This is a genomic window from Rhizobium etli 8C-3, from assembly GCF_001908375.1.
Taxonomy (GTDB): domain Bacteria; phylum Pseudomonadota; class Alphaproteobacteria; order Rhizobiales; family Rhizobiaceae; genus Rhizobium; species Rhizobium etli_B.
Map to the genome: position 1 here is coordinate 1,934,913 of NZ_CP017241.1, position 13,510 is coordinate 1,948,422.

General features: G+C 58.6%; 11 protein-coding genes. 4 read left to right on the top strand and 7 right to left on the bottom strand.

Going from position 1 to position 13,510, the window contains the following annotated elements; genetic code table 11:
* Both AM571_RS09880 and AM571_RS09885 read right to left on the bottom strand, forming a co-directional pair.
* The gene (locus tag AM571_RS09880; RefSeq protein WP_074063156.1) at positions 1 to 672 is read right to left on the bottom strand and encodes a DsbA family oxidoreductase; all 672 of its coding nucleotides are present in this window, start codon (positions 670 to 672) and stop codon (positions 1 to 3) included.
* Between the two features lie 97 nt (positions 673 to 769).
* Entirely contained in the window at positions 770 to 2,572 is a 1,803-nt protein-coding gene (locus AM571_RS09885; protein WP_074061248.1) for an extracellular solute-binding protein, read from the bottom strand.
* 270 nt (positions 2,573 to 2,842) lie between these two features.
* Here AM571_RS09885 and AM571_RS09890 point away from each other — a divergent pair, with 270 nt between their 5' ends.
* Entirely contained in the window at positions 2,843 to 3,493 is a 651-nt protein-coding gene (locus tag AM571_RS09890) for an invasion associated locus B family protein (RefSeq protein WP_074061249.1), read from the top strand.
* 115 nt (positions 3,494 to 3,608) lie between these two features.
* Here AM571_RS09890 and hspQ read toward each other — a convergent pair whose 3' ends face one another.
* The 3 genes from hspQ to AM571_RS09905 all read right to left on the bottom strand — a co-directional run bounded on the left by hspQ (position 3,609) and on the right by AM571_RS09905 (position 5,896).
* Positions 3,609 to 3,938 (bottom strand): heat shock protein HspQ, encoded by a 330-nt coding sequence (gene hspQ / locus AM571_RS09895; RefSeq protein ID WP_022715579.1) that lies wholly within the window; start codon positions 3,936 to 3,938, stop codon positions 3,609 to 3,611.
* 149 nt (positions 3,939 to 4,087) lie between these two features.
* Positions 4,088 to 5,497, bottom strand: a complete 1,410-nt coding sequence (gene glnA / locus AM571_RS09900; protein ID WP_022715580.1) for a type I glutamate--ammonia ligase — start codon at positions 5,495 to 5,497, stop codon at positions 4,088 to 4,090.
* A gap of 60 nt (positions 5,498 to 5,557) precedes the next feature.
* Positions 5,558 to 5,896: a P-II family nitrogen regulator gene (locus AM571_RS09905; protein WP_003539626.1), complete on the bottom strand. Its 339-nt coding sequence runs from the start codon at positions 5,894 to 5,896 to the stop codon at positions 5,558 to 5,560.
* 345 nt (positions 5,897 to 6,241) lie between these two features.
* On the opposite strand from AM571_RS09905, the gene AM571_RS09910 reads away from it, so the two are divergent.
* A complete protein-coding gene (locus AM571_RS09910; protein ID WP_074061250.1) occupies positions 6,242 to 7,717 on the top strand; it encodes a bifunctional ADP-dependent NAD(P)H-hydrate dehydratase/NAD(P)H-hydrate epimerase in 1,476 nt (491 codons plus the stop codon).
* Positions 7,718 to 7,725: 8 nt separating this feature from the next.
* Here AM571_RS09910 and AM571_RS09915 read toward each other — a convergent pair whose 3' ends face one another.
* Both AM571_RS09915 and uvrA read right to left on the bottom strand, forming a co-directional pair.
* On the bottom strand, positions 7,726 to 8,532 hold the full coding sequence (locus AM571_RS09915) for a DUF72 domain-containing protein (protein ID WP_074061251.1): 807 nt from the start codon (positions 8,530 to 8,532) through the stop codon (positions 7,726 to 7,728).
* Between the two features lie 47 nt (positions 8,533 to 8,579).
* Positions 8,580 to 11,504, bottom strand: a complete 2,925-nt coding sequence (uvrA, locus tag AM571_RS09920; RefSeq protein ID WP_074061252.1) for an excinuclease ABC subunit UvrA — start codon at positions 11,502 to 11,504, stop codon at positions 8,580 to 8,582.
* Between the two features lie 250 nt (positions 11,505 to 11,754).
* Here uvrA and AM571_RS09925 point away from each other — a divergent pair, with 250 nt between their 5' ends.
* Together AM571_RS09925 and AM571_RS09930 are read left to right on the top strand one after the other, a co-directional pair.
* Positions 11,755 to 12,270 (top strand): single-stranded DNA-binding protein, encoded by a 516-nt coding sequence (locus tag AM571_RS09925; RefSeq protein WP_074061253.1) that lies wholly within the window; start codon positions 11,755 to 11,757, stop codon positions 12,268 to 12,270.
* A gap of 313 nt (positions 12,271 to 12,583) precedes the next feature.
* Complete coding sequence (locus tag AM571_RS09930; protein WP_074061254.1) at positions 12,584 to 13,201, top strand: hypothetical protein; 618 nt, start codon at positions 12,584 to 12,586, stop codon at positions 13,199 to 13,201.
* The last annotated feature ends 309 nt before the right edge of the window (positions 13,202 to 13,510 follow it).

Consider the following 13,510-nt stretch of genomic DNA (forward strand, 5'->3'; position numbering starts at 1 on the left):
TCAGTTCAGCCCGGCGCGCGCTTCAGACTTCGTCTTGGCGATGTCGCGAAGCGCACCTGCCAGCACGTCCGGCGTCTGGGCACCGCTGACAGCGTATTGCTGATCGAAGATGAAGAAGGGGACGCCGGTGACACCCATCTTCTTGGCCGCCTCGATCTCGGCAATCACCAGCTCACGGTCGGCATCCGAAGCAAGCAGGGAGGAAATCACAGCGCGGTTTAGACCGGCTTGCTCGGCGATGTTGAGCAATACTGCATGGTCTCCGACATTTCTGCCTTCCTCGAAGTTCGCCTTGAAGAGGGCGTTGACGACACGGTCCTGTTTCTCGCGGTCCTCGACCATCGCCCAATGGATCACGCGGTGCGCATCGAGCGTATTCGGCCCGATCTTGATCGCTTCGAAGTCGAAATTGATGCCGACCTCGCGGCCGAAGTCGACCAGCATCTTGTGAGCCTGCGCGACGCGCCCGCTGCCGCCGAGCTTCTGCTCCAGCGCTTTCTTCTGATCGACGCCCTCGGACGGATAGTCGGGATTGAGGCGGTAGGGCCTCCAGTTGACGTCGACGCCCACTTCGTCCTGCACTTCGGCTATTGCGAGCTCAAGCCGTGCCTTGCCGAGGTAGCACCAAGGGCAGACGACGTCCGATACGACGTCGATGGTTATGCGTTCCACGGTGGTTCCTTTCATCGGTCCGAGGCTTTCCACGCCATCTATGCCCTGAGGCGTTCGACTTCAACCAGGCAGGAAAAAGGAACCGGCTCCTGCACGCTTATTGCACGCTCTGATCCCACCAGGTCGGAAGCTGGTAACCGTAAAGCGGCACAACATCCGGACGGCCGAGCCGCTTGTTGCGTGCGACCCATTGCTGGTCGATGTGATAGAGGGGCAACACATAATGGCCAGAAAGCAGCAATCGGTCATACGACCTGACGGCAGCGGTGAAATCCTCGTCGGAGCGCGCCGTGAGAATATGCTTGATCGAAGCATCGACATTTGGGTCGGCAACGCCGGCGAAATTTGAACTGCCCTCGCGGTCGCGCGCAGCCGAGGACCAATAGGAAAGCTGCTCATTGCCAGGCGAGAGCGACGACACATAAGATTTAAGTATAACATCATAGTCGAAACTATTGGTGCGGTTCTGATATTGCGAATCATCCACCGTGCGGATCGAAGCGGCAATGCCCAGCGTCTGGAGCGAACGCTGAAAGGCGATCGCAAGTTTCTCCTGATCGGCATTCTGAGTCATGATCTCGAAGGAAAGCGGCTTGCCATTGGCATCCGCCATCTTGCCGCCCTGGATCGAATAGCCGCCTTCTTTCAGCACCTGCACTGCCTTTTTCAGCACGATGCGGTCGCGTCCGGAACCATCGGTCACAGGCATCTTATAGGTCCCTTCGAGGATGGCAGGCTCGATCTTGTCCTTGATCGGGCCGAGCATGTCGAGTTCGCGCGCGTCGGCCGGAACGCCTAAACTCGAAAGCTTGGAATTCTGCCAGAAGCTCTGCGTACGCTTGTAGGCACCGGAATAAAGCGTCTTGTTCGCCCATTCGAAGTCGAAGATCAGCGACAGTCCCTCGCGGACCTTGATGTTGGCGAAAACCGGCCGTCGCGTGTTGAAGACAAAGCCGAACATGCCACTCGGCAGCTTCGACGGGAATGCATCCTTGATCACGGTACCGGAAGAAACCGCCGGAAAATTATAGGCCGTCGCCCAATGGCCGGGGCTGCCGTCGGGATAGACGTCGATATCGCCCTTCTTGAAGGCTTCGAAGAGCGTCGTGTCCTGAAGAAAATACTGAACGGTGATCTGGTCGTAATTGTCCATGCCGACCTTGGAGGGAATATCCTTGCCCCAATAGTCTGGGTCCCGCTCATAGGTGATACTCTCGCCGGGCCTCACCGTCTTGATCTTGTAAGGGCCGGAGCCGAGCGGCGGCACGAGAGACGTTCGATCGAAGGTTTCTGGATCGATGGCGTGCTTGGGCAGGACTGGAAAAAGCCCAAAGATCATCGGAGTTTCGCGGTCTGCCTTATCGTTGAAAGTGAAGCGCACGCTTCGCTCTCCGACCTTTTCCATCTTGGAGACAAGGCTGAGACGATTCGCAAACGGCACGCGTCCCTTGTCGCGCAGCAACTCAAAGGAGAATATGACGTCGTCGGCCGTCACCGGCTGTCCGTCGGACCACTTGGCTTTCGGGTTGAGATTGAACTGGATGAACGTGCGGTCCTCGTCCCATTCGACCGTTTCCGCAAGCAGTCCATAGAGAGTGAAAGGCTCGTCCCGGGAGCGCAACAGCAGCGATTCGTAGACGAGGTTACCATAGTCCGGATCCCACATGCCGCGCGCTGTCGTTCTCATGCTTTTCAAGATGAAGGGGTTAAGATTGTCGAAGGTGCCGACGACGCCATAGGTGATCCTGCCGCCTTTTTTCACGTCCGGGTTGACGTAGGGAAAATGCTTGTAATCCGGCGCCAGGGCGGGTTCCCCGTGCATGGCGATTCCATGCAGCGGGCTGGCAGCAACGGTGCCGCAGAACAGCGTAAAGGCAAGGGGGAGAACAACCCGGAGCATGCTTAAATCCTTTCCGGCAAAAGGCACGATTCGGCCGAAGACTATCATGCACGGCGCCAAATCGAACATTGCACGCCGAAATCTTTCGACCCATCCAGAAATTGCCAAAGAAATACTGGATATCTGGATCACCTCAATGTAACAGGTGGTCCCGGGTTTTGGGGGACATGCATTTGCCTTAATGTTCTTGGAGGTGGAATGCCGAATGACCCCGGTTGGAGAGGACGGCAGATCGCGGTCCCGAATGGGTATCAGGAGACAGAATCCGTTATGATGTTCAAGTCTGATAAGAAAATGCGGGCAGCTCTGTCCGTACTGGCAGTAGCTTTCGGCGCCGCCTCGGCCCCGGTATCTTCTTTCGCGCAGGAAGGTGCAAACGCACCCGCCCAAGCTGCCGGCGCGCCGCGTCTTGGCTGGTACAAGACCTGCAGCAAGCAGGAAGACAACGATATCTGTGTCGTTCAGAACTTGATCCTCGCCAACGGCGGCCAGCTCGTCACGGCTGTCGGCCTCATCAGTATCTCGGGCAAGGTCAACCGCAAGATTCTGCAGGTTTCGGTGCCGACCGCCCGCCTGATTCCGCCCGGCATCATGATGCAGGTCGATAACAACAAGGGCCAGAAGCTCGATTATGCCGTCTGCCTGCCGGACAAGTGCACCGCCGAAATCCCGTTGACAGATGCGATGATCGCCGGCCTCAAGAAGGGAAGCGATGTGATCTTCACGTCAATCAACTTCCGCCGCGCGCCGAACCCGATCAAGATTTCGCTCGAAGGCTTTACCGGCGCCTATGATGGCGAAGCCGTTTCGCCAAACAAGCTCGCCGAAAGCCAAAAGAGCCTGCAGGACAGCATGCAGAAGAAAGCTGAAGAAGCCCGCAAGAAGCTCGAAGACGCACAGAACGCCGCCAAGGCGCAGTAATCGTGCCAGCGCGCAAGAGAATGGACAAGGACCCGGCCACCGCGCCGGGTTTTGTCATTACGGCAAACGAAAACCCCGCCGGAGCGGGGTTTGAAATCATAATCGATTCTGCGTCTTAGTGGGCAAAGCTCATCTTGGGTTTGAGCTGGCCGGACGGCGCTTGATCGAAAATCTGATAAACCTGCTGATTGCGAAGCGGAATGCCGCTTTCGTCATTCACCAAGTTCTGCTCGGAGACGTAAGCGACATATTCGTTTTCGTCATTTTCCGCGAGCAGGTGGTAGAAGGGCTGGTCCTTGTCAGGGCGGACGTCGGGAGGGATCGAATTCCACCACTCTTCGGTATTCGCGAATTCCGGATCGACATCGAAGATGACGCCGCGAAACGGAAAAACCTTGTGCCGGACCACTTCACCGATACTGAACTTTGCTACTCTTTCTTTCATGGTACGACTTCCTTTCATCACCTGATTTGGTGATTGGACCCGCCCAAATCAAGATTCTTGCGGGTCTTCGTCACATGAGTGTCATGCCGCCATCAGCCTCAGTGACAAGGAAGGAAGGCTCCGGCTAACCGGAGCCTCCCGCTGAGCAATCAAGCCGAATAGTACATATCGTATTCGACCGGATGGGGGGTCATCTCGAAGCGCATCACCTCTGCCATCTTCAGCTCGATGAAGGCGTCGATCTGATCGTCGTCGAAGACACCGCCGGCCGTCAGGAACTTGCGGTCCTTGTCGAGGCTTTCGAGGGCTTCACGCAGCGAACCGCAAACAGTCGGGATCTTCTTCAATTCCTTCGGCGGCAGATCGTAGAGATCCTTGTCCATGGCCTTGCCGGGATGGATCTTGTTCTTGATGCCGTCAAGACCGGCCATCAGCATGGCGGCGAAAGCGAGATACGGGTTTGCGGTCGGATCGGGGAAGCGCACTTCGACGCGCTTAGCCTTCGGGTTGGAGCCGAACGGAATGCGGCAGGAGGCCGAGCGGTTGCGGGCCGAATAGGCAAGCAGCACCGGTGCTTCGTAACCCGGAACGAGACGCTTGTAAGAATTGGTCGATGGATTGGTGAAGGCGTTGATAGCCTTGGCATGCTTGATGATGCCGCCGATGTAGTAAAGGCAGGTTTCGGAAAGGCCGGCATATTCGTCACCGGCAAAAGTCGGCTTGCCGCCCTTCCAGATCGACTGGTGCACGTGCATCCCCGAGCCATTGTCGCCGAAGATCGGCTTCGGCATGAAGGTTGCCGTCTTGCCGTAGGCATTGGCGACCTGGTGCACGACGTACTTGTAGATCTGCATCTTGTCTGCATTGCGGACGAGCGTGTCGAACTTGATGCCCAGTTCGTGTTGGGCGGCGGCCACTTCATGGTGGTGCTTCTCGACGACGACACCCATTTCGGCAAGCACCGTCAGCATTTCCGAGCGCATGTCCTGGGCGCTGTCGACCGGCGGAACAGGGAAATAACCGCCCTTGACGCGCGGACGGTGGCCAAGGTTGCCTGTCTCGTAGTCGGTATCGTCGTTCGACGGCAGTTCGCTGCTGTCGAGCTTGAAGCCGGTATTGTAAGGATCGGCCTTGTACTTCACATCGTCGAAAACGAAGAATTCAGCTTCCGGACCAACGAAGATCGTGTCGCCGATGCCGGATGCCTTGAGGTAGGCCTCGGCCTTCTTTGCCGTGCCGCGCGGATCGCGGTTATAGGCTTCGCCTGAAACCGGATCGAGAATATCGCAGACGATGACCATGGTGGACTGGGCGAAGAACGGGTCCATGTGAACCGTTTCAGTGTCCGGCATCAGCACCATGTCGGACTCGTTGATCGCCTTCCAGCCGCCGATCGAGGAACCGTCGAACATGACGCCGTCCGCGAACATATCCTCATCTACGCACGAAACGTCCATCGTGACGTGCTGCAGCTTGCCCTTGGGGTCGGTAAAGCGCAGATCAACGAACTTGACGTCGTTTTCTTTGATCTGCTTAAGAATTTCGTTCGCGGTCGCCATGAAATCTCCCTTTCATTTGCAATGACGATGAATAAATTTCGCCGCGTCGGGCGAGCCGCCTTATATAGCGTCGATGCCGGTCTCGCCGGTACGGATTCGAATAACTTCTTCGACGTTGGATACGAAAATCTTTCCGTCTCCGATTCGGCCGGTCTGCGCGGCCTTGCGGATCGCGTCGATGACGGCTTCCGCATTTTCGTCGGCGAGCACGACCTCGACCTTCACCTTGGGCAGAAAGTCGACGACATATTCAGCGCCGCGGTAAAGTTCCGTATGGCCCTTCTGACGACCGAAGCCCTTTGCTTCCGTGACAGTGATGCCCTGCAGGCCGACTTCCTGAAGGGCTTCCTTCACCTCGTCCAGCTTGAAAGGCTTAATGATCGCTTCGATCTTTTTCATGAGAAAATGACTCTCCGCTTCTCCCGTTAAAGCGGGCAAATTGCCGCTCGCGAGACATGATGCAGGTATCGTGCCAGTTCGCAACGCCGAAGAGCGAAAAAATATGTCAATTCCCCCCGAATTTACGGCTTCTCGGGACTTTTTGAGGCGTTTTTTCCCGCAAAATCGATTGGGATTGCCATCCAAAATTCAAAAATCGCGCAAAATCAGGAAAAATCCCGCGAGCGTCTTATAGCTTCCGCCCAAGCTGAAATGCCCCGATATTAGGCAAACGACTAAATTTTAATCTGCAAATGGGATCTTGAATCAGGTTGTTTTTTAGGCGTTTTTTGACTTGAATGGCGCATGGCAGAAAAACTGGGTGACCTACTCCTGACGCCTGCAGAAATGGCTGCCGTCGATGCGGCCGCGGCCGCGTCGGGCATCGCCTCTTTCGGGCTGATGTGGAGCGCTGGGGCGGCCGTCGCGGGTGCCGCGCTTCGGCTGTATCCCGGCGCACTGCGCTTCGCTGTTCTTTGCGGCCCCGGCAACAATGGCGGCGACGGCTATGTCGCGGCCCGTCGGCTTGTGGAAAGCGGCGCCGAGGTTGCCGTCTTCCATTTCGGCGATCCGGCCAGGCTTCGCGGCGACGCCGCGCGGGCAAGGGCCGAATGCGCGCTCGCCTCGCAGCCGCTCAATGTTTATGTTTCGAGGCCGGGCGATGTTGTCGTTGATGCGATCTTCGGGGCGGGTCTCGGACGGGATGTTCCGCTGCAGGTGCGTTCCGTCATAGAGAAGGTGACAGACGCTGCAGTTCCCGTCATTTCCGTCGACTTGCCATCCGGGCTCGACGGCCGCAGCGGCGAGGTGCTGGGTACGGCATTCAAAGCGGCTCACACCGTTACGTTCATGACGCGTAAACCCGGTCACTTGCTGATGCCGGGCAGGGAGCTTTGCGGCAGAGTCGAGGTTGCCGACATCGGCATTCCGGGCCGTATCATCAAGTTTTGTTCGTCCGGAATGATTGCCGAAAACACTCCGGAAAAATGGGCGCACCTGCTGGCCCCTGCGAAACTGGAGACGCACAAATACAAGCGCGGACACCTTGCTGTTTTCTCAGGCGGAGCCGGTAGAACAGGTGCTGCGCGGATGTCTGCGATGGCTGGGCTGAAAGCGGGGGCCGGTCTCGTAACCATCGTCACGCCAGGGGATGCAATGGCCGAAAACAGCGCCCATTTGACCGCCGTCATGCTGCATGTCGTCGATGACGCGATGGCGTTGCGCGACTGGCTGGCCGACAAGCGCCTGCAGACTTTCGTCCTCGGACCAGGCTTCGGGATTGGTGCAAGAACAAGAGACTTCATCGCCGCGCTCAAAGACCGTCATCTCGTGCTCGACGCAGACGCCATCACGTCGTTCAAGGAGGATCCACGAGAGCTTTTCAAGCTCTTTGCGGAAGACGAGCCGCATGTGGTACTGACGCCGCATGAAGGCGAGTTCGCACGCCTCTTTCCCGATATTGCGGCAGACAAAAGACTGAGCAAAGTCGAAAAGGCGCAGGCGTCTGCACAGCGCGCCAATGCAGCGATCGTCTACAAGGGCGCCGATACCGTTATCGCGTCGCCGGATGGACGGGTTCTGATCAACACGAACGCACCGGTCTGGCTCGCGACGGCTGGCTCAGGTGATGTCCTTTCCGGCATGATCGGGGCGCTTCTGGCGCAGGGTTTGCCCGCATTCGAGGCTGCTGCATGCGGCGTCTACCTGCATGGTGAAGCCGGGCAGCGCGTCGGCAAGGGCCTGACGGCCGAAGATCTCGTGGCCCATGTGCGACCGCTCTAGGCGGGCTGCTACTTCCCGACCTCTTCCTGAAGCGCGATCGCGCCGAACGGCGCATTGACCTTGCCCTCGTGGATCATGAAGGCAAAAACGTCGCGGGGCTCGCTCTTGACCTTCCGTTCCTTGTTGATCAGCGGCAGATCATCCGGAACTTTTCCTTCGGCCCATGTCTCCAGGCGCTTGGCCCAGGCCTTCAGATCCTTGGGAGCGTAGCAGGTCTTGATGTCGTCCGAACCTTTCTGCAGCCGGGCATAGACAAAGTCCGCCGTGACGTCGGCGATCATCGGATATTCGTAGTGCTCGGCGCAGACCGGCGCTACGCCGTATTTCGCCAGCAGCGAGATGAATTCAGGCACCTTGAAGGAATCGTGGCGCACCTCGACGACATGTCGCAAAGGCAGGCCGTCCTGCGTGTCCGGCAAGAGCTTCAGGAAGGCTTCGAAATCCTCGGCATCGAACTTCTTCGTCGGCGCGAGTTGCCAGAGGATCGGGCCGAGCTTGCCGCCGAGTTCGGTCAGCCCCTGCGTGAGGAAACGTTTCATGGATTCTCCGGCCTCGCCGAGCACGCGCCGGTTCGTCACGAAGCGGCTGGCCTTTAACGAAAATATAAAACCATCCGGCACGTCGGATGCCCATTTGGCGAATGTCTCCGGCTTCTGCGAACTGTAATAGGTGCCGTTAACCTCGATGACCTTCAACTGCCGGCTGGCATAATGCAGCTCGTCCTTCTGCTTGAGATCTGATGGGTAGAAGTGGTCGCGCCAGGGCTCGAAAGTCCAGCCGCCGACGCCGACGCGGATGCTGCCGGATTTGCTCATGTGTTCCTCCCGTTGTTCCGCCGTCGCCAGAGCCCTTCGCGACACGCCTATTCCGCCGCCACAAACGTCTTCTTCACCGGCCGGCGCTCCAGCAGTTCCTTCAGGAACTGCCCTGTATAGGACCGCGGTTCCTTGACGATCGCCTCGGGCGTGCCGGTCGCAACGATCTCGCCGCCGCCGTCGCCGCCTTCCGGGCCGAAATCGAGCACCCAGTCGGCCGTCTTGATGACCTCCAGATTATGCTCGATCACCACGACCGAATTGCCCTGGTTCACCAGCTCGTGCAGCATTTCAAGCAGCTTGGCGACGTCATGGAAGTGCAGGCCGGTCGTCGGCTCGTCGAGGATGTAGAGAGTCCGGCCCGTCGAGCGTTTCGACAGTTCCTTGGCCAGCTTGACGCGCTGGGCTTCGCCACCTGAAAGCGTGTTTGCCTGCTGGCCGACCTTGATATAGCCGAGTCCGACATCAAATAGCGACTGCAGCTTGTCGCGAACCGCCGGCACGGCGCTGAAGAACTCCACACCTTCCTCGACCGTCATATCGAGCACGTCCGAAATCGACTTGCCCTTGAAGGTCACGTCCAGCGTTTCACGATTGTAGCGCTTGCCATGGCAGACATCGCAGGTGACGTAGACGTCAGGCAGGAAGTGCATTTCAATCTTGATGACGCCGTCCCCCTGGCAAGCCTCACAGCGCCCGCCTTTGACGTTGAAGGAGAACCGACCCGGCTGGTAGCCACGTGCTTTGGCTTCCGGCAGACCGGCGAACCAATCGCGGATTGGCGTAAACGCGCCGGTGTACGTTGCCGGGTTCGAACGCGGCGTACGCCCGATCGGCGATTGGTCGATGTCGATTACCTTGTCGATGTGCTCGAAGCCATCGATGCGGTCATGATCGGCCGGAATTTCGCGCGCGCCCATTACGCGACGTGCGGCCGATTTGTAGAGCGTCTCCACTAGGAAGGTAGATTTGCCACCCCCCGAAACCCCCGTCACCGCCGTGAAAACGCCCAGTGGGATGGAGGCGGTGATGTTCTTCAGATTGTTGCCTCGCGCGCCCACCACCTTGATCTCTCGACCTTTTTTCGGCTTGCGCCGCTCGTCGGGCACCGGCACGCCGAGTTCGCCAGACAGATACTTGCCGGTCAACGATCTGGGGTTCGCCATGATGTCCTGCGGCGTGCCGTGCGCAACGATCTGACCGCCATGCACACCGGCTGCCGGACCGATGTCGACCACGTCGTCGGCCGTCAGGATGGCATCCTCGTCATGCTCGACGACGATGACCGTATTGCCGATATCGCGCAGGTGCTTCAGCGTGTCGAGCAACCGGGCATTATCACGTTGGTGCAGTCCGATCGACGGCTCGTCGAGAACGTAGAGCACGCCCGTCAGGCCTGAGCCGATCTGCGAGGCAAGTCGAATGCGCTGGCTTTCGCCGCCCGACAATGTGCCGGAATTCCGCGACAGGCTGAGATAGTCGAGGCCGACGTCGTTGAGGAAGCGCAGGCGGTCGCGGATTTCCTTCAGGATGCGGACTGCGATCTCATTCTGCTTGGCAGAGAAGGTCGCGGGAAGCGCCTCGAACCAGTCGCGTGCCACACGGATCGACATATCGGTGACCTGGCCGATATGCAGCTTGTTGATCTTCACTGCCAGCGTTTCCGGCTTCAGGCGAAAGCCGTTGCAGGCGGGGCAGGGGGCCGCGGACATGAATCGCTCGATCTCTTCGCGCGCCCAGGCCGAATCGGTTTCCTTCCAGCGGCGTTCGAGATTGGTGATGATGCCTTCGAAGCTCTTATGCGTGGTGTAGGAGCGTGCGCCGTCGGCATAGTGGAACTCGATCTTCTCGTCCGTGCCGTTCAAGATGACGTCCTGCGCTTTTTCGGACAAATCGCTCCAGCGGTTTCCGAGCTTGAATCCGTAATGTTTGCCGAGTGCTTCCAGCGTCTGATTGTAGTAAGGGGAACTCGACTTTGCCCACGGTGCGATGGCGCCATCGCGCAGCGTTCGCTCCGCTTCGGGTATGATCAGCGCCGCGTCGATCTTTTGCTGTGCGCCAAGGCCGTCACAGGTCGGGCAGGCGCCGGCCGGATTGTTGAACGAGAAGAGCCGCGGCTCGATCTCCGGAATTGTGAAACCGGAAACGGGGCAGGCGAATTTTTCTGAGAACAGCACGCGCTCATGCGTCTCGTTGAGCGACTTGTTGGCCGACCCACCCGCAGATGTTTCCTCCGGGGGCAGCGGCTTGTCGGCAAACTCGGCGATGGCAAGCCCTTCGGCGAGCTTCAGCGAGGTTTCGAAGCTGTCGGCAAGCCTGGACGCCATGTCGGGACGCACGACGATGCGATCCACGACGACGTCGATGTCATGCTTGTATTTCTTGTCGAGCACCGGCGCATCGGCGATCTCGTAGAACTGGCCGTCGACCTTGACGCGCTGGAAGCCCTTTTTCATGAGCTCTGCCAGTTCCTTCTTGTATTCGCCCTTACGGCCGCGCACGATCGGCGCCAGAATATAAAGACGCGTGCCTTCCTCGAATTCGAGCACACGGTCGACCATCTGGCTTACAGTCTGGCTCTCGATCGGCAGGCCGGTTGCCGGCGAATAGGGGACGCCGACGCGCGCAAAGAGCAGGCGCATGTAGTCATAGATTTCGGTGACTGTGCCGACCGTCGAGCGAGGATTGCGCGAAGTCGTCTTCTGCTCGATCGAAATGGCCGGCGACAAGCCGTCGATCTGATCGACATCCGGCTTCTGCATCATCTCGAGGAACTGGCGGGCGTAGGCCGAAAGGCTTTCGACATAACGGCGCTGGCCTTCCGCATAGATCGTGTCGAAGGCGAGCGAGGACTTGCCGGACCCGGAAAGGCCGGTCATGACGATGAGTTTGTTGCGCGGCAGGTCGAGGTCGATACCCTTGAGGTTATGCTCGCGCGCGCCGCGGATGGAAATCGTCTTGAGTTCACTCATCGTAATTTTGCTTCTGTGCTGGAGTAAGCCCCTTATTTAGTGATGCCGCCGGGCGAGTCGAGGCTGAATATCCATCTGTTGCGAGGTTTTCGATTCTGTTGACAGGATCATAAGCATTAACTAGAACAAATAAAGAACAAATTTCTTTGTGGATGAACGGGCGATGGACGCGCATGCCCGGGGCTCTATAGTTTAAGGTAGAGCGATTGTTTCAAGCGCCGCCGGGCAGGGCGGCAGTAAGGTGAGAAGTATGGCTGGCAGCGTGAACAAGGTAATCCTGATCGGAAACGTAGGTGCAGACCCCGAAATCCGCAGGACGCAGGATGGCCGCCCGATTGCCAATCTTCGCATCGCGACGTCCGAGACGTGGCGTGACCGCAATTCAGGGGAGCGCCGCGAAAAGACCGAGTGGCACACCGTCGTCGTTTTCAACGAAGGTCTTTGCAAGGTTGTCGAGCAATATGTGAAGAAGGGCGCCAAGCTCTATATCGAAGGCCAGCTCCAGACCCGCAAATGGCAGGACCAGAGCGGCAACGACCGCTATTCTACGGAGGTTGTGCTGCAGGGGTTCAATTCGACGCTGACGATGCTCGACGGCCGCGGCGAAGGCGGCGGCGCGAGCCCCGGCGGCGGACGCAGCAGCAACGACTTCGGTGGTGGCGGCAATTACGGAGACGATTACGGCGCTCCGTCGCAGCCGTCTGGTCGAAGCAGCGGTGGCGGCGGGAATTTCTCGCGCGATCTCGATGACGACATCCCGTTCTGACAGGATGGAGTGTTCCTCGTATTGATAAACCATAGCGCCGCGAGCCGTTGTTTCAAAAACGAATTCGCGGTGCTTTTTATCACCTGGGTTCGTTACGACGACTTGTCGGCAATGCGCGCGCAGGTTTATCGGACAACCGCCTCTCACTTGCGCCAAGTTGCCAAGTGGATCATAGTTTGAGCCGTGAGATTGGCGGTGAATAGGCGGTGGTTGCGGCTCACAACCCGCCCGATCGAAAGCTGACACCCGCGGTTCATCCCAACCGCCGCCCAACCACAATCGGGGACAGGTCGCATCGATAGGAGGAGCAACCATGACTCCGCGATTCCTCAGCGCGCGCTGTATCGGCGTGCTTATGTTCTCACTGTGTGCTTTCGGGCTGATGACGTCAGCATCGATGCCGGCAGAAAACAAGTTCGTCGTCGAGCCGGTGGTTGAGAAAAAGGTGAAGGAACTGCCTTCCGGACAGTTGTACTGGCGGCTGGAGAACTTCCCAACACTGACGCAGGCTGAGGGCGCTGCGGGTCCGACCTCGCTGGCGGCGGACGTCGCAGGCAAGGTGTGGCTGTTCACGCTTGGACAGAAGGATGGCTCTACGCCCGGCGGAACCAAGGTCGTCGAGATCGGACCCATCCCGCCGATCAGCGCAAGCGAGTATTTGCTGCGCGTCAACCGCGGCGGTGGAGCGCCCGGCGTCAAGTCGGCGATCCATACGCATCCGGGATCGGAGGTCTTCTACGTGCTAGCGGGCAAGGTCGGCCAGAGAACACCCCACGGGGTGAGCTATGCCGAGGCCGGCACGACCATGATCGGACACGGGGCCGATACGCCGATGCAGGTGTTCAGCGCCGGCACAGCCGCTCTAGATCAGTTGGCCATCTTCGTGGTGGACGCCGATCGGCCGTTCTCGTCGCCTGCCAGCCTCGACTGAGGCTTTGTTTCGCGAGACACGCATGTATGGTTCAAACTAAGGCGGCAAGACTCCAGAAGCTTGGATTTCGCCGATGCTCAATCATGGTCGCGCTCGATGAGATTTAGGGAGTGGAAATCGGTCCGGCAACTTGCCTAAGGGGCCTACTTGCGCCAGTGAAGAATGACTCCGCATGGTTGGTGCCGGCGCTGTCGTGACTGTGGGCCGCCTGGTGGCTCATCCGCTTGACGTCGAGGCGCTCCACATGAAGAAGCACCTCCTTAAGGACCGCTGCTTGTCAGCGGCGGATTCTGCACAGAAGCATTCGGC